The organism is Cryobacterium shii, from assembly GCF_004402595.1.
Classification (GTDB): Bacteria; Actinomycetota; Actinomycetes; order Actinomycetales; family Microbacteriaceae; genus Cryobacterium; species Cryobacterium shii.
This window is the reverse complement of record NZ_SOFY01000023.1, coordinates 17,843-38,964: the sequence shown is the minus strand read 5'-3', so window position 1 is coordinate 38,964 and position 21,122 is coordinate 17,843. Positions and strand designations below refer to the sequence as shown.

The window sequence follows — 21,122 nt, the reverse complement described above, 5'->3', positions numbered from 1 at the left end:
CCGACGCCCTCATCGCCCTCGCCATGCTCAGCCTCGGCGGCCACAAACCAGTGCTCCCCGGCCGGGTTTAACCCACGGTTACGACAGGAGAGCCGAGATACTGCTCTAAAAACAGCTTTCCGGGCTGCTGGGGCTCGATTTGGGCAAAATCTCCGTCGAATTGGTCAGGAGGCACCGACGGGAGCGGTGCGAGGCCGGCCGCCGCCGAGCCAGAGCCCGAGGCTCACGATGACCACCGGGTCGAACACGGGCGGGGTGAAGACCAGGCCGGGTGCGGACGACGAGGCGGTCAGCCAGTCCGTGCCCGCCTGAGGGCAACCCCGATCGCCGCCACGACCATGGCCGCCGGCACGGCCCAGGGGCGCGCGAGCCGAAACACGACCAGCCAGACCACGACTACGGGCACCGCGAGCAGCGGCTGTTGCACGGATGCCGTCACCGGCGCCAGGCAGATCGGGAACAGGATGCCCGCGAGCATGGCACTCGCGATCGTCTTGGGGATGCTGGTGATGTCCCGCCCGAGCGCCGGCCACAGCCCGCTCAGCACGATCAGGGCCCCGCAGACGAGGAACGCGCCCGCGGCGGCGGCGAAATCGTTCGTGGTCTCCCCCGCCGCTATGAGCAGAGCCGCACCGGGGGTGGACCAGGCGAAGGAGATCGGCATCTTGAAGTACCACGGCAGCAGCACACAGGTGATCCCGACCAGCAGGCACAGGGCGAGCAGTCCGGAGGCGGCCTGGGCGTCGTTCGCCCCGACCGCCTGCAGCCCCGCGATGACGAGCACGAGCGAGCTGGCGAAACCGGTGATGGCCGCCACGACGCCGGCGAAGAGGGGCTGGCACTCGGATCTCCGGCGTCAGAGGGAGGCGGGGCTGCGGGCGGCGGGGCAGCGAGGCAGGGAAGAACCGAGGTTAGGCGGACTTCTCCACCCGGCGGGGCTTGTGCAGCACGATCGTCGGTTCGGCGTTGTCGAGAACCGCGGCCCGGGTCACGACTACCCGCGCAACCTCGGAGCTGGACGGCACCTCGAACATGATCGGCCCGAGAACCTCTTCCATGATCGCGCGCAGACCACGGGCACCGGTCTTGCGGAGCACCGCCAGGTCGGCGATGGCCTCGAGGGCCGGCTGCTCGAATTCGAGTTCGACGCCGTCGAGTTCGAACATGCGCTGGTACTGGCGCACGAGGGCGTTCTTCGGCACGGTCAGGATCTGCATCAGCGCCACCTGGTCGAGCTGCGTGACCGTCGTGACCACGGGAAGCCGGCCGATGAACTCGGGGATCAGCCCGAACTTGTGCAGGTCTTCGGGCAGCACCTCGCTGAACAGGTTGACGTCGTCGCCCTTGCTGTGGAGGGGCGCCCCGAAACCGATGCCCTTCTTGCCGGCCCGGGTCGAGATGATGTCGTCCAGGCCCGCGAAGGCACCGGCCACGATGAACAGCACATTGGTCGTGTCGATCTGGATGAATTCCTGGTGCGGATGCTTGCGGCCGCCCTGCGGCGGGACCGACGCCACGGTGCCCTCGAGGATTTTCAGCAGGGCCTGCTGCACACCCTCACCGGACACGTCGCGGGTGATCGAGGGGTTCTCGGCCTTGCGGGCGATCTTGTCGATCTCGTCGATGTAGATGATGCCGGTCTCGGCGCGCTTGACGTCATAGTCGGCCGCCTGGATCAGCTTGAGGAGGATGTTCTCCACGTCTTCGCCGACGTAGCCGGCCTCGGTCAGGGCCGTCGCATCCGCCACGGCGAAAGGCACGTTGAGGCGCTTGGCCAGGGTCTGCGCGAGATAGGTCTTGCCGCACCCGGTGGGGCCGATCAGCAGGATGTTCGACTTGGCGATCTCGACATCATCGTGGATGGCGTCGGCGGCCGTGAGGGTCGCGCGGGAACGCACGCGCTTGTAGTGGTTGTAGACGGCGACGGCCAGGGCGCGCTTGGCGGCTTCCTGCCCGATGACGTATTCCTCGAGGAAGCCGAAGATCTCTTTCGGCTTGGGCAGTTCAAACTCGCCGGCACCCTCTTCGGCGCCGGCTTCGGCCAGGCGCTCCTCGATGATCTCGTTGCACAGTTCGACGCATTCGTCGCAGATGTACACGCCGGGGCCCGCAATGAGCTGCTGGACCTGCTTCTGGCTCTTCCCGCAGAAAGAGCACTTCAACAGGTCGGCGCTTTCGCCTATTCGGGCCATCCGTCAGCCTCCTCCATCGATTAGCAGCCTTGACTGATTAGCTGCATTGAGCCTAGCTTGTGCCTGTGACGCTGGGGTGCAGGCTACGCGGATGCGTCGGATAACGATCCCGGTGCCCGTGGGGCGGGAGGGTCCCGATGTGCCGAACGCGACGGATGCCCGGCGAACCTGCCGCCGGGCATCCGTCGCGTTCATGTTCTGTGCCTTATTTGACGAGCGTCGGCACGTTTTTGCGGCTGGTCAGGATCTGGTCGATCAGGCCGTACTCGAGCGCTTCGGCCGCGCCGAGGATCTTGTCGCGGTCGATGTCCTTGTGAACCTGCTCCGCCGTGCGGTTGGAATGGTGGGAGATGGTGAATTCCAGCCACTCACGCATCCGCTGGATCTCGGCGGCCTGGATCTCGATGTCGGATGCCTGCCCGCCTCCCTGACCGCCGGCCGAAGGCTGATGGATGAGGATGCGCGCGTTCGGCAGCGCGAGACGCTTTCCGGGCGTTCCACCGGCAAGCAGCACCGCAGCGGCGGAGGCCGCCTGGCCGAGGCAGACCGTCTGGATGTGCGGCCGGATGTACTGCATCGTGTCGTAGATGGCCGTCATCGCGGTGAAGGAACCACCCGGGGAGTTGATGTACATCACGATGTCGCGATCGGGGTCCTGGCTCTCCAGCACGAGAAGCTGGGCCATGACGTCGTCGGCCGAGGCGTCGTCGACCTGCACGCCGAGAAAGATGATGCGGTCCTCGAACAGCTTCGCGTAGGGGTCCTGACGCTTGTAGCCGTAGGCGGTGCGCTCTTCGAACGTGGGGAGGATGTAGCGGGCCTCGGGCGACTGCGGGGCGCGGCCACCGGCCTGGTGACCAAAATTCGTGAATTCCATGTCGTTTCTGCCCGTCCTACTTCTTGTTCACTGAGTCGTCGGTGCCGCCGCCGCCGACCACATCCGACGCGAATTCGCGCAGGTGGTCGACGAAGCCGTATGCTACGGCCTCCTGGGCGGTGAACCAGTTGTCGCGGTCATTGTCGATGAGGACCTGCTCGACCGACTTGCCGGTCTGCTCTGCCGTCAGTTCGGCCATCCGCTTCTTCATGTCCAGGATCACCTTGGCCTGGGTCTGGATGTCGGCGGCCGTGCCACCGAAACCGCCGGACGGCTGGTGCAGCAGGACGCGGGCGTTCGGGGTGATGTAGCGCTTGCCCTTGCTACCGGAGGACAACAGGAACTGGCCCATCGACGCGGCAAGGCCGATGCCGACGGTGACGATGTCGTTGGGTACGAACTTCATCGTGTCGTAGATCGCCATCCCAGCCGTGATCGAGCCACCGGGCGAGTTGATGTACAGGAAGATGTCCCGCTCCGAATCCTCTGCGGCCAGCAGCAGGATCTTGGCACAGATCTCGTTGGCGTTCTCATCCCGAACCTCGGAACCGAGCCAGATGATGCGGTCTTTCAGCAGTCGGTCAAAAACGCCGGGTGTAGGTGTCATATCGGCCATGTCGCGCTCCGTTTCACTTGTCGCTTCAGATTGAATCTATAGGAGCCAACGCTCCGGAACTGCTGTGTTCGCCCTCGGCAGATAACGCGCCGCGCCGGGCCGCCCCGCCGGGCCCCGCGCATCCGTGCTGCCGGACCCCGCGCATCCGTCGCTCTGAACCAATTCGACGGAGATCCTGCTCTAAAAACCCCGAATACGGCCCAAACCAGTCCAGAACCGGAGAATCTCCGTCGAATTCGTCAGGGCAAACGCGAAACGGGCCGGATGTCTGTGACATCCGGCCCGTCGGCGCGCGTGAGCGGGGGTGGTGCTACTCCTTGGCGGCGGCGGCCTTCTTCTTCGCCGCTGCGGCCTTGGCAGCCTTTGCCTTGGCGGCCTTGGCCTCGGCGGCCTCGGCCTCGGCGTCGGCCTCGGCTGCGACGGCCTCGGCGTCCGAGTCGTCTTCCTCGATCTCGTCGTCTTCGTCTTCGTCCTCGTCCGGGACGGCGACGAACTCGGACAGGTCGACGGCGTTGCCGTTGGTGTCTACGACCTCGGCCTTGCCCAGGGCGATGGCGAGGGCCTTGTTGCGGGCGACCTCGGCCACCATCGACGGGATCTGGCCGTTGCCGCTGAGCGCCTGGACGAACTCGCTCGGGTCCATGCCGTACTGGCTGGCACCCTGGATCAGGTACTGAGTCAGCTCGTCCTGGCTGACCTGGACCTTCTCGGCCTCGGCGATCGTGTCGAGCAGGATCTGCTGGCGGAAGGTCTTCTCGCTGGATTCGGTGACCTCGGCGCGGTGCTCGGCGTCTTCGAGGCGGTTCTCGCCCTCGAGGTGGCGACGAACCTCGTCTTCGATGATCGCGGTCGGGATCGGGACCTCGACCGACTCGAGGAGCTGCTCAACGAGCTTCTCGCGAGCCTGCGTGCCCTGGCCGAAGACCTTGGAGCGCTCGACGTTGACCTTCAGGCTGTCGGTGAGCTCGGCGATGGTGTCGAATTCGCTGGCGATCTGCGCGAAGTCGTCGTCGGCGGTGGGAAGCTCACGCTCCTTGACGGCGATGACGGTGACGGTGATCTCAGCGGTCTCGCCCTCGTGTTCGCCGCCCATGAGCTTCGAGTTGAAGGTGGTGGTCTCGCCGGCGCTGAGGGAGTCGAGCGCCTCGTCGATACCGTCGATGAGGTCGCCGGAGCCGACCTCGTAGGAGATCCCGCTGGCGTTGTCGACCTCGACGCCGCTGATCGCGGCGATCAGGTCGATCTGGGCGAAGTCGCCCGTGGTGGCGGGGCGGTCGACGGTGATGAGCGTGCCGAAGCGGCTGCGCAGGTTGTCGAGCTCCTCGGCGACCTCTTCGTCGGACACCTCGACGGCGTCGACGGTGAGCTTCAGGCCGGAGTAGTTGGGCAGGTCGATCTCGGGGCGCACGTCAACCTCGATGGACAGCTGCAGGTCTCCGGAGAAGTCCTTGTCGCTGGGCCATTCGACGATGTCGGCCTCGGGGCGGCCGAGGGGGCGCAGCTTGTGCTCGGTGACCGCGGTGCGGTAGAAGCCGTCGAGGCTCTCGTTGACGGCGTGCTCGAGCACGGCCGACTTACCGACGCGCTGGTCGATGATGGCGGGCGGAACCTTGCCCTTGCGGAAGCCGGGAATGTTGATGTCCTCGGCGATGTGACCGTAGGCGTGGGTGATGCTGGGCTTCAGCTCCTCGGGAGTCACCGAGATGGTGACCTTGGCGCGAGTGGGGCTCAGCTTTTCTACCGTGGACTTCACGTGGCAATCTCCTGTGTTCGACCGATGTATGGGGGGATGATGGTCGGGGCGACAGGATTCGAACCTGCGACCTCTCGGCCCCAAACCGAGCGCTCTACCAAGCTGAGCTACGCCCCGGACACTGTCTCAACCCGGTGGTGCCGTCCGCGAGGCGTGCAAGGATCGCACTTCACGCAGAATGACCTCGGTTAGTCTACTGCACGGGCCGGATGTCGCGGGTCCCCCTGTGCAGCGAGCACCCGCCAACGTGTACTACGCTGTGTGAGTGCGCGGGAGACTGCGCTCGGGGGATGTAGCTCAATGGTAGAGCCTCAGTTTTCCAAACTGATGGCGCGGGTTCGATTCCCGTCATCCCCTCCACAACATCGCTCACTTCAGGCCGAGTCCGTCCAGCGTCTGGCGCAGAGTCGCCGCCGAGTGCTCGAACAGTTCCTGCTCCTTCTCGCTGAAGGGCACCTCGATCACCCGAGAGACCCCGTCGGCGTTGATCACGCTCGGCACCGAGAGGGCCACGTTGCTGACGCCGCGGTAGTCGGTGAGCACCGAACTCACGGGCAGCACGGCGCCCTCGTCACGGAGCACGGCCTCGACGATCCGGGCGCCGGACAGCCCGATCGCGTAGTTGGTCGCGCCCTTGCCCTCGATCACCTTGTAGGCCGCGGACTTCACACTCTCGGTGATCGCGTCGAATTCCGATTCGGAGAAGGGAACCAGGCCCTTCGGCGAGATCGCGTCCTGAACCCACTCGGCCATCGAGATCGGGCCGATCCGGGCCTGGGACCAGAGTGGGAACTCCGAGTCGCCGTGCTCGCCGACGATGACCGCGTGCACATTGGCGATCGCGACCCCGACCCGGTGCGCCAGCATCCAGCGCAGCCGTGACGAGTCCAGGACCGTGCCGGAGCCGAAGACCCGCGAGGCCGGCAGCCCGCTGAACTCGCGTGCCGCGTAGGCCAGCACGTCGCAGGGGTTGGTGACCAGCATGTAGATGGCGTCGGGGGCGCGCTCGACGAGTTTCGGCATCAGTTCCCGCAGGATGCCGACGTTGACACCGGCCATCTCGAGCCGGGACTGGCCCGGGTGCTGCCTCGCGCCGGCGGTGATGACGACCATGTTCGCCCCCGCGATCGCGTCGAGGTCGCTGCCGCCGGCCACGCAGGAGGCACCGGTGAACTGGGTGCCGTGGGCCAGGTCGAGCACCTCGGCCTCGACCTTGGGCCCGTTGATGTCGTAGAGCACGACTTCGCGCGCCGATTGACGGATCAGGGAGGCGTAGGCGAGGGAGGACCCCACCGCTCCCGCTCCGATGATGGCCAGCTTGGAATTCTCGATCACGCTCATGGGTCAAGTCTGCCCCTTCCGGGGCCCGTGTCCCATTCCTCGGCAGGCGAAATCAAGCCCCGGTGCCGGCGGGACCAGCACTCGCGGCGCAGGTTGTGGCTCGCGGCTCAGGTTGGAACCTGCGCCCGCTGCCACAACCTGCGCCGCGACCCGGGCGCCGGCCCCGGGCCGGACGGTCAGAGCCGGTCGTGCGTGAACCGGCCGGCCAGCAGCGTGGCGGCCACGGGCATCCGTCGGAGGTCGCCGACGGAGGCGACGAACGGGTCGGTCTCGCACACGGCGAGGTCGGCGACGTCCCCCACCAGCACGCGGTGCCGGCCGCGCGCGGACGCGGCGAGCGCCGCCTGCCGGGAGATCGCCTGCTCGGCGTGCCAGGGTTCGCGCCCGTCGCGGGTGCGGCCGACCGCAGCGGCCAGGCTCACCCAGGGGTCCAGCGGCGCCACCGGGGCGTCCGACCCGAGCGCGAGGGTCGCGCCGGCGCGCAACAGGCTGGCCAGCACGAAGGCCCGGTCGGTGCGGCCGGCCCAGTACCGGTCGGCGACGTCGCGGTCGTCCAGGGCGTGCTCGGGCTGCACACTGGCCACCACGCCCAGCCGGGCGAAACGGGCGATGTCGGCGGGGGCGAGCAGTTGCGCGTGCTCGATGCTGCCCGAGCAGCCGAGCCGTTCGAAGGCGTCGAGCGCGAGGCTGTTCGCGTGGTCGCCGATGGCGTGCACGGCGGGGCGGATGCCGGCCTCCGTCGCCACCCGCAGGTGGTCGAGCAGTTCCTCGGGCGGCACGTTGAGCGACCCGCGCGAGCCGGGCTGCCCCTCCAGGCCGGGGTACTCGTCGAAGCAGAAGGCGGTGCGGGTGTTGAGCGACCCGTCGGTGATGACCTTGTAGGGACCCACCGTGAGGAGCCCACCGGTCCCCGCGATCACGTCCCCGCTGCGGAGTCCCTGCTCGACCGCCCGGCCGAGCTGCGGGGTGTAGATGCCGAACTCGACCCGGAGCGCATCCGTGCCGGCCTGGATGCGGCGCCGCCACGTGTCGAGGTTCCAGGCCATCTCCATCTCGACGATGCCGACGACCCCGCGGGCCGCCGCGGCCCGGGCCGCGGCGTCCGCCCACCCGTCCATCACCCGGTCGGGCACCGCGGCCAGCGCCCGCACCACGGCGAAGCAGTCGTCCTCGCGGAGCAGGCCGGTCGGATGGTCGGCGAACCCGTGCTGCGCCAGCGCGGCCGAGTTCAGCCAGCAGGAGTGCAGGTCGCCGCTGATCAGCACGGCCGGCACGGGGCCGGTGACCGCGTCGAGCGTGGCCCGGGCCGGGACATCCGGCCAGAGGCCGTCCCTGAACCCGAAACCGACCAGGCCCTCGCCCGCCGCCAGGTCCGGCACGCGCGCGGCGACCAGGGCAGCCACCTCGGCGGCGCTGCCGGCGCCGGATAGGTCCAGCCGTCGCGCGGTCTGCGCCCACTGGCTGAAGTGCACATGATTGTCCCAGAGACCGGGGATCAGCCACCGTTCGGCGAGATCCACCGCACGGATGCCGGGTCCCACCATTCCGAGGTAGCCGATCCGCCGGATCCGGCCGTCCACGATCTCCACGTCGACCCGTTCGTCGCTGCCGGGAAGCCGGGCGTTCCGGAGCACCAGCGACTCGGAGTCCCCGGGCGTCACCGGTCGTGTCCCTGCGGGCCGGACGGCTCCGCGCCGAGGGGCGCGTCGGTGACGGGCGGAACCGGGTCGTGCACGCGGCGCATCTCGGCGGCGAGCGCCGGGCTCGCGTAGGGGCCGTCCCCGTCGAGTTCGGCCAGGATGCGCGCCACCGTCTCCGCCGGCTTGTTCTGGCTCAGCTTGCTCTTCGCACTGAGGCGGCTCACCCGGAGCCGGAAGCCGACCGTGCCGCCGACGATGCGGGCGGCGTAGGCGGAGCTCGCGGGCGTGCCGTTGAGGCGACGCGGCTCAGGCATCCGTTCTTCGAAATGGTCGACGAGCCGGTCGAGCACGCGCAGGTTCTCCTCGTCGCTGAGCAGCTCCGGGGTGCCGTGCAGGTGGGCGGTGACGAAATTCCAGGTCGGCACGGCCGGGGTGGGGGCATCCGCGGGCCCGTCGTACCAGCCCGGGGAGATGTACCCGTGCGGGCCCTGGATGATGACCAGCAGTTCGTGCCGGCCGAGTTCGTGCAGCGCCTCGTCGGGCCGGCCGACATGGCTGAGCAACACGATGCCCTCGGCGTCCTCGTCGAGGATCACCGGGTAATGCGACGCCACCAGCTCGCCCGCGGAGGTGTGACTGATCATGCTCGCCCACGGGTTCTCGCGGATCAGGCGCTTGACCTCATCCGGATCGTCGAGGGCGAAACTGGGATTGTGTCTCATCGGGCTCCCGTTCGGTGGGGCTGCGGGCCGGGGGTCAGGACTGGCACCGCGGGCACCAGTAGAGCTTGCGGGCGGCCATCTCCTCCAGGGTGATGTGCGTGCCGCAGATCCGGCATGGCAGCCCTTCGCGTTTGTACACCCAGTGCCGGTCGGCCCGGTTGCGCATGGCGAGAACGTAGTCTTCGTCGCCCAGGTCGTCCATCGTCATCATCTGGCCGGTGGAGACGCCGATCTTCAGCAGGTGGGCCCAGTCCCGCCAGAGGGCCCGCGCCTGCTCGTCGCGAAGCGACTTCCCGGGGGCGTATGGATTGATGCCCGCCCGGAACAGGAGCTCGGCGCGGTACACGTTGCCGATCCCGCTGACCACGGATTGGTCCATCAGGAGCCGGCCGATCGGCGTCGGTTTCTTGCGCACCGCGCTGACGAAGCGCTCCTCCGCGGCGGCGCCGTCGTCGAGCATCGGGTCAGGGCCGAGCCGGTTCATCGCGACCTCGACCTGGTCGGGGCCGAGCACCTCGCAGGCCGTGGGCCCGCGCAGGTCGGCCACGACGTCGTCGGCGAGCAGGCGAACCCGAACCTGGCCGATGGGGTCGGGCGGGAAACCGTCGGGTTCGACGCTGACCTTCTCGGCCTCCGCCATCCGCAGCCGGGTCAGCCGGGGAGCGCCGATACTGCGCACCGAGTTCTCGCCGGCCGAATCCAGAACGGCGTCGCCGGTGCCGCGCATGCCGGTCTGGCCCATGCGTCCGTTGGCGGATGCGACGGTGGCGTCCACCTGGATGTCGCCCGCGAAATCCCACGCACCGTAGAGACCCAGGTGCACGCGCAACCACAGCCCGTTGTCGAACTCCAGGAACATTTGCTTACCGACGGCGCGGGCATCCGTCATGGAGTGACCGTCCAGCCGGGCCGCGCCGTCCACGAAGCGGCCCTGCGGGGACGACAGCCGGATGCGCTTGCCCACGAAATTTCGGGCGAACTGGCGCGCGATCCGGTGGACGGAATGACCCTCGGGCACGGTTAGCTTGAAAGAGGCGTGCCGTTGATTGTGCAGGTCGTTTCGTACTCCGCCAGCTGGGAGATCCGGCGCACATGGCGCTCGTCCCCGGGGAACGGCTCCGCGATGAAGGCGTCGATGAAGTCGGTGGCATCCTCGATCGTGTGCTGGCGGGCGCCGATGGAGATGACGTTGGCGTCGTTGTGCTCGCGGGCGAGACGCGCCGTGTTGAGGCTCCAGACGAGAGCGGCTCGAATCCCCTTCACCTTGTTGGCCGCCATCTGCTCGCCGTTGCCCGACCCGCCGAAGACGATGCCGAGCGCCTCTACGCCCTGCGTGAGGTCGGTCACGACGGCCTCGGCCGCGGTGATGCAGAACCCGGGGTAGTCGTCGAGGGCGTCGTAGCTCACCGGGCCGTGGTTCACGACTTCGTGACCGGCAAGGGTGAGGTGCGTGAGCAGGTGGTGGCTGAATTCGAGGCCGGCGTGGTCAGTGGCGATGTGGATGCGCATGATCCAATTCTATTTACTCGGCCGCGAAGACGGGTCCGCGGGTGCGGGTGCGCTTCATCTCGAAAAAGCCCTCGCAGCCGGCGACGGCCACCACGCCGTCCCACAAGGCCAGCGCCTGGTCGCCGGTGGGCGCGGGCGACACGACCGGGCCGAAGAAGGCCACGTCGTTGACGGAGATGACGGGGGTGCCCACATCCTGCCCCACTCGCTCCATGCCGTCGAAGTGGCTGGCGCGCATCTGCACGTCGTATTGCTCGCTGTCCGCCAAGGCGGCGAAGGCGACCGGCAGGCCCACTTCGGCGAGCGCCGCCGGGATGACCTCGTCGGGGTTCGAGCTGCCGCCCGGGTGGATGCGCGCGCCGAGGGCGTCGTAGAGAGCCTTGACCGTCTGCTGGCCGTGCAGTTCCTGCGCGGCCTGCACCAGGCGGGTGTATTTGAGGGCCCGCGGGAAGAACTCCCGGTACTCCTCTGACACGTCCTGATCCTCGTTCAGGACGGCGAGGCTCATCACCTTCCACTCGACGTCGAAACCGCGCAGGGCGGCCACCTCCCCCACCCAGCGGGAGGTCATCCAGGCCCAGGGGCAGGAGGGGTCGAACCAGAACTTCACGGAGTCAGCCATGGTGCCAGCCTAAGCGCCGATTGACTCGAGAACGGGCGACGGAGACCCCACGTAAACCCCTGTCCAGGGCGGGTATCCCAAACGAAATGTCTGGTTGAGGCCACTTTTCGGCTAAAATCGTACGTTATGCCCGGAAGCGGGCCGCAACTTTTCATCGAAAAATGATCTCCACGAGAGAAGCTCCAATGCTCAGAACGACAAGCACGACCGATTCGAATGCCGGTGCGGATCTCACCGCCGGCAAGGCGAAGAAAACGCTCCTCAAGCGCCGCTTAAAAGTGTCCCACGTCAACGTGGTCGACCAGTCGAGACTGAAGAAGGCCCTCGGCGGCACCATCGTCGGAAACACGATGGAATGGTACGACGTCGGCGTGTTCGGCTACCTGATCACGACGATGGGCCCGGTGTTCCTGCCCGAGGCCGACAAGACGGTGCAGACCCTCTTCCTGCTCGGCACCTTCGCCGCGACCTTCATCGCCCGCCCGCTCGGTGGCGTCTTCTTCGGCTGGCTCGGAGACAAGATCGGCCGCCAGAAGGTGCTGTCGATGACCCTGATGCTGATGGCGGCATCCACTTTCGCGGTGGGCCTGCTGCCCAGCTACGCCCAGGTCGGCATGCTCGCCGCGGCGTTGCTCGTCTTCACCAAGCTCGTGCAGGGCTTCTCCACCGGCGGTGAGTACGCCGGTGCGACCACCTTCGTCAGCGAGCACTCGCCCGACAAGCACCGCGGCTTCTTCGCCAGCCTGCTCGACATGGGCAGCTACCTCGGCTTCGCCATCGGCGCCGCGCTCGTCTCGATCCTGCAGGTGACCCTGGGTCAGCCCGTGATGGAAGACTGGGGCTGGCGCATCCCGTTCCTCATCGCCGGACCGCTCGGCCTGATCGCCATCTGGTTCCGCCTCAAGATCGAGGAATCCCCCACCTTCCAGGCCACCCTGGATGCCAAGGAGCTGGCTGCCACCGACCCGTCGTTCACCGACGAGTCCGCCGCGTCGAACGGCCCGGTCAGCATTTTCAAGAACCACTGGCGCGGCATCATCGTCGCGATGGTCCTCGTTGCCGCGGCGAACACCCTCGGCTACGCCCTGACCTCCTACATGCCGACGTACCTCACCGCCACCAAGGGCTACGACGAGCTGCACGGCACACTGCTGACCATCCCCATCCTCGTGATCATGTCGTTCTGCATCCCCCTCGCCGGCCGACTGTCGGACAAGATCGGCCGCCGCCCGGTGCTCTGGATGGGCGCCGGTAGTGCCGTGGTGCTCTCCATCCCCGCGTTCCTGCTGATCGGTGTCGGTGAGATCTGGTCGACGCTGCTCGGCCTGGCCCTGATCGCCCTGCCCGTCACGTTCTACGTCGCCAACCTGGCCTCGGCCCTGCCGGCGCTGTTCCCGACCGAAAGTCGTTACGGCGCCATGGGCATCGCGTACAACTTCTCGGTCGCCATCTTCGGCGGCACCACGCCGTTCATCATCGCGGCGCTCATTGCCGGGACCGGGAACGACATGATGCCGGCCTACTACCTGATGGGCACATCCGTCGTCGGTGGAATCGCGATCTTCTTCCTGCGCGAGTCTGCCGGACGCCCGCTGCTGGGCTCGATGCCCAGCGTGAATTCGGTCTTCGAGGCCCGCGAGCTGGTCGCCAACCAGGACGACAACCCCGACCTGGACACCGACGAAATGCCGTTCGACGAAACGTATGAGCCGGCCACCTCGTCGATGGACCTGTCCTCGCTCGCGACGGAACTCGACTCCACTCCTGCGCCGGAGACCCTGAAGGTCTAGCCACACCCGCTCCACCAGCTCGCTTCACCGCTGTTGCCCGGACGGACAACAGGTGCCGCTACACCGGCACCAGTTGTCCGGCCGGGCAACAGTCGTCTCAGGGGGCCGTCGTAGAATTGGCGGATGACCACCACGCCTTCGACCGAGCCCGCGGCAGAGCCCGCACCGGGCATCGACCCCGCGGAGATGGCGATCGCCCTGCGGGTCCTCGCCTCGCTCAGCGAGATCGACCCGGAGGACCCGGACTTCGTCACCGTGCGGCAGGCCACCGCCAAGATGTTCAAGTCCGTCAAAATGGTGCGCCGCGGCGAGAAGCGCCAGGCGATCGCGGACGCCGACCGGGAGGTCATCGCCGCGACCGCGACCGGCGCCCGCACCCGGATCGACGACGAGACCATCGGCGCCCAGCTGCGCCTCGGCACCGATCGGGCGTCGGCCGGCGAACTGCTCGTGCCCCGGGCCTGCTACATCTGCAAGCAGAAGTACACCCTCGTCGACGCGTTCTACCACCAGCTGTGCCCCGGCTGCGCGGCCATGAGCCACCAGAAACGGGATGCCCGCACCGACCTGACCGGCAAGCGCGCCCTGCTCACCGGCGGCCGCGCCAAGATCGGCATGTACATCGCCCTGCGCCTGCTGCGCGACGGCGCCCACACGACCATCACCACCCGGTTCCCGCGGGATGCGGTGCGCCGGTTCAGCGCCATGCCGGACTCCGCCGACTGGCTGCACCGGTTGCGGATCGTGGGTATCGACCTGCGCGACCCGGCTCAGGTGATCGGCCTGGCCGACTCCGTGGCGGCGGCCGGACCGCTCGACATCCTGATCAACAACGCCGCCCAGACCGTGCGCCGCTCCCCCGGCTCCTACTCGATGCTGGCCCTGGCGGAGCAGTCTCCGCTGCCGGAGGGCAGCATTCCGGAGATCGTGACGTTCGGGCACGCCAACGACGCGCACCCGACCGCGCTCGCGGCATCCGTCACCAGTCACCCGATCCTCACCGCCGCGGCCGGCGCGACCGGCGCGCTCACCGCCGACGACCTCACCGCGCTGGCCCTGGCGCCGGGCTCCTCCTCGCTCGAGCGCCTCGCCGCCGGCACCGCGATCGACGCGGGCGGGCTCGTGCCCGACCTGCACGACGCGAACAGCTGGACCGCGAACGTGCAGGACGTAGACCCGCTGGAGATGCTCGAGGTTCAGCTCTGCAACACCACGGCCCCGTTTCTGCTGGTGAGCCGCCTGCGTGCGTCGCTGGCGGCATCCGAGGCCCGCCGCACCTACATCGTGAACGTGTCCGCGATGGAGGGCGTGTTCGGCCGCGGCTACAAGGGCCCCGGCCACCCGCACACGAACATGGCCAAGGCCGCGCTGAACATGCTCACCCGCACCAGCGCGAAGGAGATGCTCTCGGACGGCATCCTGATGACGAGTGTGGACACCGGCTGGATCACCGACGAGCGCCCGCACCCGACCAAGGTGCGCCTCGCCGAGGAGGGCTTCCACGCCCCGCTCGACCTGGTCGACGGCGCGGCGCGGGTCTACGACCCGATCGTGCGCGGCGAGGCCGGCGAAGACCTCTGCGGCGTCTTCCTGAAGGATTACCAGCCCGGAACCTGGTAGCCGTCCCTCGGGCCACCACCCTGTCCCGCTCCGAACCAATTCGACGGAGATTCTGAGCTTTTCGCACCCTGGAGGCCGATTCAGACCCGATTTCGGCAAAATCTCCGTCGAATTGGTTGGGTGGAATTGGTGAGGGCGAGCGGATGCCCCGGCGCACTCGCAGCGCGACCAGGCAACGCCGAGGATCAGTCCGGCGCGGGGGCGGGCGGCGTCCAGACATACGGGGTCGTCGTCGTCAGCGTCTGGAAGCCCAGGCGCAGCAGGATCGGTTTGCTGTCCTCGGAGGCGTCGACCTGCAGGTAGCGCACGCCACGATCGTGCGCGAGCCGTGCCCGGTGCGCCACGAGCGCCCGGTAGATGCCGCGGCCCCGCCAGGCGGCAAGCGTCGACCCGCCCCAGAGGCCGGCGAAGTCCGTTCCCGGGGTGAACTCGAGTCGGCACGAGGAGACCACCTCTCCGGCGGCCTCGGCGACGAAGACGAGCACATCACCCGGGGCATCGCGCACACTCGTCTCAAGGTCGCCGGCCAGCCAGGACTGGTCCGTTCCCCAGACCTGAGTCTGGACGTCGGCGATGCCATCGAAATCCGCTCGGGAGTCGACCTGACGGATGGTGACCCCGTCGGGCAGCCCGGACCCGGGTCGCGCGGTCAGGCGCGCGGTCTCGCCCACGACGACCGTCTCGGGTGCCTCGGGCACGAACCCGGCAGCGATCAGGCGCCGGGTCAGGTCCGCGGGCTCGTCGTGGCCGCGGGTCTTCCACTCCACCGCCTCGCCGCGAGCCGCGAAGAAGTCTCGGTGCCCGGCGATGAGGGCGTCCAGCGCCGACCCGGTCAGTCCCACCTCGCGGGCGGTCTCGACGAAACCCTGGTGCCATCCCACCACGCGCAGAACCGAACCCCGCAGTTCAAAACGGATGCCCGCGGGCTGCTCGGCCGGAACCCGCAGCCGGAGCTGGGCATCGTAGGCGGCCAGGAGGGCCTCTCGACTTGTCATTGCGCCCCACCCTAGAGCCGGCCCGAACGAATTCGACGGTAATTTTGGCCAAACGAGACCCAGACGGCCAAAAAACGGGCTGTTAGGGCAGAATCTCCGTCGAATTGGTTCAGCGCCGGACACCGTGTGCCGGCTCCGCCCGGGAGTCGAGCCAGGGGCCACCGATCCGGGACGCCCGGCGGGAATGCTCGACCGCCGCGACGACTTGGAGTCAAGGGGCATCCGTCCCGGTGAGTGAAGAGGTGCAAGCTGAGCAGCATCGACGTGGGCTTCCGTTCCGAACGCGGCCCGGTGCTGATCGCCCTGATGATGACCACGGGCCTGGTCGCGATCGACGCCACCATTCTGGCGACCGCCGTGCCCACGATCGTGAAGGACCTCGGCGGCTTCGCCCAGTTCCCCTGGCTGTTCTCCATCTACCTGCTCGCCCAGGCCGTGTCCGTGCCGGTGTACGCGAAACTGGCCGACACCGTCGGTCGCAAGCCGATCGTGCTGATCGGCATCGCCCTGTTCCTGCTCGGCTCGGTGCTCTGCGGGCTGGCCTGGAGCATGCCTGCGCTGATCGTTTTCCGCGCGATCCAGGGCCTCGGGGCCGGGGCCGTGCAGCCGATGGCGGTCACCATCGCCGGCGACATCTACACCGTGGTCGAACGCGCGAAGGTGCAGGGCTACCTCGCCAGCGTCTGGGCGATCTCCTCCGTCGTCGGCCCCACCCTCGGCGGCGTGTTCTCCCAGTTCCTGTCCTGGCGCTGGATCTTCTTCGTCAACATCCCGCTCTGCGTCATCGCTGCCTGGATGCTGCTGCGCCAATTCCACGAGACGGTCGAGCCCCGCCGCCACCAGGTGGACTACCTCGGGGCCGGGCTGCTCACCGTGTCACTGAGCCTCCTGATCATAGCCGTGCTGGAGGGCGGGCAGGCCTGGGCCTGGAACTCGCCGCAGAGCATCGGATCCTTCGGCCTGGGCGCGCTCCTGCTGGCCCTGTTCGTGCTCGCCGAGCGGGGGGCCGCCGAGCCCGTCCTGCCGCTCTGGGTGTTCAGCCGGCATCTGCTGCTCAGCACCGCGCTCGTCTCGATCGGTGTCGGCGCCATCCTGATCGGCCTCACTTCCTTCGTGCCGACCTACCTCGAAGGGGCCCTGGGAACCGCGCCGCTGACCGCCGGTCTGGCCCTGGCGGCGCTGACGATCGGCTGGCCGATCTCGGCATCGCTCTCCGGGCGCCTGTACCTGCGGATCGGCTTCCGGAACACGGCGCTGATCGGCATCGGCATCGTGCTGCTCGGCGTGGTGGCCCTCGCACTCTTCGCAGCGACCCCCTCGGTCGCCATCGTCGCCGCCAGCTGTTTCGTGACCGGCCTCGGCCTGGGCCTGGTGGCCACCCCGTCCCTGATCGCGGCGCAGTCCAGCGTCGACTGGAACGAACGCGGCGTCGTCACCGGAGCCAACCTGTTCTCCCGTTCCATCGGCAGCGCGGTCGGCGTGGCCATCTTCGGCGCCGTGGCGAACGCGATCTTCTCCGCCTCCGGGCGAGGGGCGCCGGATGCCGCCACGGTCGTCGCGGCATCCGGCGCGGTGTTCGCGGCCGTGACCGTCACCGCCGCTTTGACCATGATTGCGGCGATCTCCATGCCGCGAACGCCGGCTCACCGGGTGCAGTGACCCGAGGCCTCGACACCTGAACGAATTCGACGGAGATTCTGACAGAAACGACCCTGAACAGCCCGAAAGCGAGCCTTTACGGCAATATCTCCGTCGAATTGGTTCACCGCCGGGGCGAGGATCCCCGCTCGTCCAGCCAGTGCAGGGCCCGCCCGTGCGGCTCCGTGAACGCGATCGGCTCGGCATCCAGAGCGAGCACGAAGTCAGTGGATGCTGCGGGGCGCGCCCGCAGTCTCTCCGTCACCGCGGGCACGACCGAGCGGCCCTCGTTGGACAACCAGCGCACGGGCAGCCGGTGCATGGTGGCCGTGAACCGGCGCGCGGCTGCTTCGTCGAGGTAGGCCAGCACGGCGGTGTGGAACACGACCACGGTCGCCCCGGCGGGCGCCCGTGCGACGAGGGCCTCGACCTGGTCGTTGAGGTCCCCTCGCACGATCGGGGCCGGCTCCGCCCGAGCGAGCTGCACCGCCGCACGGAGCCTCGCCCGGCGATCGTCGTGCTCCGGCCAGATCAGGGCGTCCAGCCAGGCCACGTCGGCCTGATCGAACAGGTCGAGCAGGTTGAGGTCGACGCCGGCCCGCCAGACCACCTCGGGCAGTTCGGCCGGCCCGGGCACCGGCCCGGTCAGGGAGCAGTCGAGGACCACCGGGCTCGGCCCGGCGGCGGGATGCAGCATCCGTTCGACCTCATCGCCGGCGAGATACCGGTAGCTGTACCGGTCGGGATACAGGCAGAGCCCCGCGGATGCCCCCACCTCGATCAGGGCCAGCGGACCGGGAAGCGCGGCGAGCGCCGGCAGCAGCACCGCGCACCGTCCGGGCTCGTTCGTCTGGGTGGAGTGACTGAGGCAGGTGGCCGACACGACGGCCCAGTGGCCGGCCAGCCAGGAGCCGAACTCCCCGTACTCCGAGACGGGGGCGCCGTGGAACCGCGCCGCGCTGAAGACCAGGTTCGGCTGCCGTTTCGGCGCCGGGAGCCGGTCGATCAGGGCGACGGTCGCCGGGTCGTCCGCCACGCCGTGCGCCCACGCTTCGTAGCAGGCGCTCAGGCCGCGCGCTTCCATGTCGGCGAACTCCCGGTAGCGGTCGGCGGTCGCGGCCCGCGGGTCGGTGCTTGCCCTCATGCGCACACCCTAATCCTTGGCTAGGCTGAATCCTGTGTGCTGCGTCACAAGCGTCAGCGCGCCCGCATACCGCGAAACCGAGATGGAGAAACCGTTGCCCGGAGAGAACCTCACCAGGATCGAAGCCCAGGAGCGCGCCGCGCTCATCACCGTGCAGAGCTATCAGGTCACCCTCGACCTCACCGCCGGACCGGAGACGTTCGGCAGCGAGACCACGGTGCGCTTCACCGCGACGCCCGGTTCGTCCACCTTCATCGACGCCATCACCCGCACCGTGCACTCGGTGACGCTTAACGGCGCCGCGCTCGACCCCGCATCCGTCAGTGACGGCATCCGGATCCAGCTCGACGGCCTCGCCGCGGAGAACACGCTCACCGTCGTCGCCGACGCCGAGTACACGAACACCGGCGAGGGCCTGCACCGCTTCGTCGACCCGGTCGACAACGAGGTCTACCTCTACAGCCAGTTCGAGGTGCCCGACTCCCGCCGCGTCTTCGCCGTGTTCGAGCAGCCCGACCTCAAGGCCACGTTCGCGTTCACGGTCACCGCGCCGGGCGCCTGGGAAGTCATCTCCAACTCGGTCACGCCCGAGCCGACGGATGCCGGCAACGGCCAAAAGACGTGGGCCTTCGCCCCCACCCACACCATCTCCAGCTACATCACCGCCCTCGTCGCCGGCCCCTACGCGGTCGTGCGCAGCGAGCTGACCTCCAGCGACGGCCGCACCATCCCGCTCGGCCTCTTCTGCCGGAAGAGCCTGTTCGAGTACCTCGACGCGGATTACCTGTTCGAGAAGACCCGCCAGGGCTTCGAATACTTCGAGGGCAAGTTCAACTACCCGTACCCGTTCGACAAGTACGACCAGATGTTCGTGCCGGAGTTCAACGCCGGCGCGATGGAGAACGCCGGCGCGGTCACCTTCACCGAGACCTACGTGTTCCGTTCCAAGGTCACCGACGCCATCAAGGAGCGCCGCGTCGTCACCGTGCTGCACGAGCTCGCGCACATGTGGTTCGGCGACCTGGTCACCATGAAGTGGTGGAACGACCTGTGGCTGAACGAGTCCTTCGCCGAGTGGGCGTCGACCATGGCCACCGCCGAGGCCACCGAGTGGACCGAGGCATGGACCACCTTCGCCGTGATGGAGAAGAGCTGGGCCTACAAGCAGGACCAGCTGCCCTCCACCCACCCCATCACCGCCACCATCACCGACCTCGAAGACGTGCAGGTCAACTTCGACGGCATCACGTATGCCAAGGGCGGCTCCGTGCTCAAGCAGCTCGTGGCCTGGGTCGGCCGCGACGAATTCTTCACCGGCGTCGCCGCGTACTTCCAGAAGCACCAGTGGGGCAACACCGAGCTGCACGACCTGATGGTCGAACTCGAGGCCTCCAGCGGCCGCGACCTCAGCGAATGGACCAGGCTGTGGCTCGAGACCGCGGGCGTGAACACCCTGCGCCCGGAGGTCACCGTCGACGAGACCGGCACCGTCACCGGCTTCACGGTGCTGCAGACAGCCGCCGCCGACTACCCCACCATTCGCCCGCACCGCCTCGCGATCGGCTTCTACGACCTGGCGGACGGCACACTCGTGCGCTCGCACCGGGTCGAGATCGACGTCGACGGCGCGCAGACGGATGTCCCCACGCTGGTCGGCCTGAAGCGTCCCGCCCTGGTCCTGCTCAACGATGACGACCTGGCCTACGCCAAGATCCGCCTCGACCCGGCGTCGCAGGAGGTGGCCCTCGAGAACCTCTCCGCGATCGAGAGCCCGCTCGCCCGCGCCATCGTCTGGGGCGCGGTGTGGGACGCCACCCGCGACGCCGAGACGGCGCCGCGCGACTTCATCACGCTCGTGCTCGGCAACGTCGCGACGGAGACCGAGTCGACCACGCTGCGCACGGTACTCGGCCAGGTCGTGCTCGCCGCCACCTACTACGTCGCCGAGGAGCACCGCACGGCGACGATCAAGGAGGTCGGGGACGCGCTCTGGTCCCTCGCCCGCCACGCCGAAGCCGGCTCCGACGCGCAGTTCCAGTTCGTGAAGTTCTTCGCCGGTATCGCGACCACCGAGAGCCAGCTGGCATCCGTGGCCGCGCTCCTGGACGGCTCCGTGCCGCTCGAGGGCCTGGAGATCGACACCGACCTCGCCTGGGAGCTGCTCATCGCCCTCGTCGCCGGTGGCAAGGCCGGATCGGCCGAGATCGACGCCGCACTGGCCGCGGACAACACCGCGACCGGCGCCCAGTCGGCCGCGCAGGCCCGCGCCGCCATCCCGACGGCTGAGGGGAAGCAGGCCGCCTGGTCGTCGCTGATCGACGTGGACACCGCCCCGAACACGATCGTGCGGGTCACGGCCGCCGGTTTCCTGCGCGCCAACGACACCGCGCTGCTCGAACCGTTCGTGGACCAGTACTTCGCCATGCTGCAGTCGGTCTGGGCGGCCCGCAGCTTCTCGATCGCAGAGAAGCTCGTGCTCGGGCTGTACCCGGCACCGCTCGCGAACCGGGCGCTCGTCACCTCGACGCGCACCTGGCTCGACGCCAACCCGGAGCCGCTCGCGCTGCGCCGCCTGGTGATCGAGAACCTGGCCGGGGTCGAACGGGCCCTCGCCGCCCAGACGCGCGACGCGGAGTAGCCGCGCCGCCGCATCCGCCCGCGTG

General features: G+C 68.5%; 16 protein-coding genes, 2 tRNA genes and 1 pseudogene. 5 read left to right on the top strand and 14 right to left on the bottom strand.

Annotated elements, in window-relative coordinates:
• Nucleotides 1-289: 289 nt before the first annotated feature.
• The 6 genes and pseudogenes from E3O49_RS05770 to E3O49_RS05745 all read right to left on the bottom strand — a co-directional run.
• Nucleotides 290-823, bottom strand: a pseudogene (locus E3O49_RS05770) (benzoate/H(+) symporter BenE family transporter); the annotation flags it as partial.
• A gap of 88 nt (nt 824-911) precedes the next feature.
• Complete coding sequence (clpX, locus tag E3O49_RS05765) at nt 912-2,192, bottom strand: ATP-dependent Clp protease ATP-binding subunit ClpX (RefSeq protein WP_134366583.1); 1,281 nt, start codon at nt 2,190-2,192, stop codon at nt 912-914.
• Between the two features lie 205 nt (nt 2,193-2,397).
• Nucleotides 2,398-3,069, bottom strand: a complete 672-nt coding sequence (locus E3O49_RS05760) for an ATP-dependent Clp protease proteolytic subunit (RefSeq protein ID WP_134366582.1) — start codon at nt 3,067-3,069, stop codon at nt 2,398-2,400.
• 16 nt (nt 3,070-3,085) lie between these two features.
• Nucleotides 3,086-3,685, bottom strand: coding sequence for an ATP-dependent Clp protease proteolytic subunit (locus E3O49_RS05755; protein WP_134366581.1), 600 nt, complete (start codon nt 3,683-3,685; stop codon nt 3,086-3,088).
• A gap of 310 nt (nt 3,686-3,995) precedes the next feature.
• The gene (tig, locus tag E3O49_RS05750) at nt 3,996-5,438 is read right to left on the bottom strand and encodes a trigger factor (protein ID WP_160141032.1); all 1,443 of its coding nucleotides are present in this window, start codon (nt 5,436-5,438) and stop codon (nt 3,996-3,998) included.
• A 40-nt stretch (nt 5,439-5,478) separates the two neighbouring features.
• A tRNA-Pro gene (locus E3O49_RS05745) sits at nt 5,479-5,555 on the bottom strand.
• 169 nt (nt 5,556-5,724) lie between these two features.
• Between E3O49_RS05745 and E3O49_RS05740 the strand changes: the two genes are divergently transcribed.
• Nucleotides 5,725-5,798, top strand: a tRNA-Gly gene (locus E3O49_RS05740).
• Nucleotides 5,799-5,807: 9 nt separating this feature from the next.
• Here the strand turns inward: E3O49_RS05740 and E3O49_RS05735 are convergent.
• The 6 genes from E3O49_RS05735 to E3O49_RS05710 form a co-directional block, all read right to left on the bottom strand.
• Nucleotides 5,808-6,779 (bottom strand): L-lactate dehydrogenase, encoded by a 972-nt coding sequence (locus E3O49_RS05735; protein WP_134366580.1) that lies wholly within the window; start codon nt 6,777-6,779, stop codon nt 5,808-5,810.
• 176 nt (nt 6,780-6,955) lie between these two features.
• Nucleotides 6,956-8,440: an amidohydrolase gene (locus tag E3O49_RS05730; RefSeq protein ID WP_198416033.1), complete on the bottom strand. Its 1,485-nt coding sequence runs from the start codon at nt 8,438-8,440 to the stop codon at nt 6,956-6,958.
• A complete protein-coding gene (locus E3O49_RS05725; RefSeq protein ID WP_134451140.1) occupies nt 8,437-9,141 on the bottom strand; it encodes an FMN-binding negative transcriptional regulator in 705 nt (234 codons plus the stop codon). Before E3O49_RS05725 ends, E3O49_RS05730 begins: the two co-directional genes overlap by 4 nt.
• A 34-nt stretch (nt 9,142-9,175) precedes the next feature.
• Nucleotides 9,176-10,159, bottom strand: coding sequence for an Fpg/Nei family DNA glycosylase (locus E3O49_RS05720; protein ID WP_134366578.1), 984 nt, complete (start codon nt 10,157-10,159; stop codon nt 9,176-9,178).
• 2 nt (nt 10,160-10,161) lie between these two features.
• Nucleotides 10,162-10,650: a ribose-5-phosphate isomerase gene (locus E3O49_RS05715; protein WP_134366577.1), complete on the bottom strand. Its 489-nt coding sequence runs from the start codon at nt 10,648-10,650 to the stop codon at nt 10,162-10,164.
• A gap of 13 nt (nt 10,651-10,663) precedes the next feature.
• On the bottom strand, nt 10,664-11,272 hold the full coding sequence (locus E3O49_RS05710; RefSeq protein ID WP_134366576.1) for a mycothiol-dependent nitroreductase Rv2466c family protein: 609 nt from the start codon (nt 11,270-11,272) through the stop codon (nt 10,664-10,666).
• 185 nt (nt 11,273-11,457) lie between these two features.
• Between E3O49_RS05710 and E3O49_RS05705 the strand changes: the two genes are divergently transcribed.
• Entirely contained in the window at nt 11,458-13,062 is a 1,605-nt protein-coding gene (locus E3O49_RS05705) for an MFS transporter (protein ID WP_174235682.1), read from the top strand.
• A gap of 123 nt (nt 13,063-13,185) precedes the next feature.
• Nucleotides 13,186-14,682 (top strand): SDR family NAD(P)-dependent oxidoreductase, encoded by a 1,497-nt coding sequence (locus E3O49_RS05700; RefSeq protein WP_134366574.1) that lies wholly within the window; start codon nt 13,186-13,188, stop codon nt 14,680-14,682.
• 185 nt (nt 14,683-14,867) lie between these two features.
• Here E3O49_RS05700 and E3O49_RS05695 read toward each other — a convergent pair whose 3' ends face one another.
• Nucleotides 14,868-15,677 carry a GNAT family N-acetyltransferase gene (locus E3O49_RS05695; RefSeq protein WP_134366573.1) on the bottom strand — a complete coding sequence of 270 codons (810 nt, stop codon included), beginning with the start codon at nt 15,675-15,677 and terminating at the stop codon, nt 14,868-14,870.
• Nucleotides 15,678-15,983: 306 nt separating this feature from the next.
• On the opposite strand from E3O49_RS05695, the gene E3O49_RS05690 reads away from it, so the two are divergent.
• On the top strand, nt 15,984-17,336 hold the full coding sequence (locus E3O49_RS05690) for an MFS transporter (protein WP_134366588.1): 1,353 nt from the start codon (nt 15,984-15,986) through the stop codon (nt 17,334-17,336).
• Between the two features lie 103 nt (nt 17,337-17,439).
• Here E3O49_RS05690 and E3O49_RS05685 read toward each other — a convergent pair whose 3' ends face one another.
• Nucleotides 17,440-18,459 (bottom strand): DUF2332 domain-containing protein, encoded by a 1,020-nt coding sequence (locus E3O49_RS05685; protein WP_134451138.1) that lies wholly within the window; start codon nt 18,457-18,459, stop codon nt 17,440-17,442.
• A gap of 94 nt (nt 18,460-18,553) precedes the next feature.
• Between E3O49_RS05685 and pepN the strand changes: the two genes are divergently transcribed.
• Nucleotides 18,554-21,097: an aminopeptidase N gene (gene pepN / locus E3O49_RS05680; protein WP_134366587.1), complete on the top strand. Its 2,544-nt coding sequence runs from the start codon at nt 18,554-18,556 to the stop codon at nt 21,095-21,097.
• The last annotated feature ends 25 nt before the right edge of the window (nt 21,098-21,122 follow it).

Bases quoted from the DNA above. Each gene is read 5' to 3' on its own strand.
- E3O49_RS05725 (WP_134451140.1), bottom strand. From the start codon at position 9,141: ATGAGACACAATCCCAGTTTCGCCCTCGACGATCCGGATGAGGTCAAG.
- E3O49_RS05760 (WP_134366582.1), bottom strand. From the start codon at position 3,069: ATGGAATTCACGAATTTTGGTCACCAGGCCGGTGGCCGCGCCCCGCAG.
- E3O49_RS05695 (WP_134366573.1), bottom strand. From the start codon at position 15,677: ATGACAAGTCGAGAGGCCCTCCTGGCCGCCTACGATGCCCAGCTCCGG.
- E3O49_RS05710 (WP_134366576.1), bottom strand. From the start codon at position 11,272: ATGGCTGACTCCGTGAAGTTCTGGTTCGACCCCTCCTGCCCCTGGGCC.
- E3O49_RS05755 (WP_134366581.1), bottom strand. From the start codon at position 3,685: ATGGCCGATATGACACCTACACCCGGCGTTTTTGACCGACTGCTGAAA.
- E3O49_RS05700 (WP_134366574.1), top strand. From the start codon at position 13,186: ATGACCACCACGCCTTCGACCGAGCCCGCGGCAGAGCCCGCACCGGGC.
- E3O49_RS05705 (WP_174235682.1), top strand. From the start codon at position 11,458: ATGCTCAGAACGACAAGCACGACCGATTCGAATGCCGGTGCGGATCTC.
- E3O49_RS05715 (WP_134366577.1), bottom strand. From the start codon at position 10,650: ATGCGCATCCACATCGCCACTGACCACGCCGGCCTCGAATTCAGCCAC.
- E3O49_RS05690 (WP_134366588.1), top strand. From the start codon at position 15,984: ATGATGACCACGGGCCTGGTCGCGATCGACGCCACCATTCTGGCGACC.
- clpX (WP_134366583.1), bottom strand. From the start codon at position 2,192: ATGGCCCGAATAGGCGAAAGCGCCGACCTGTTGAAGTGCTCTTTCTGC.
- E3O49_RS05685 (WP_134451138.1), bottom strand. From the start codon at position 18,459: ATGAGGGCAAGCACCGACCCGCGGGCCGCGACCGCCGACCGCTACCGG.
- E3O49_RS05735 (WP_134366580.1), bottom strand. From the start codon at position 6,779: ATGAGCGTGATCGAGAATTCCAAGCTGGCCATCATCGGAGCGGGAGCG.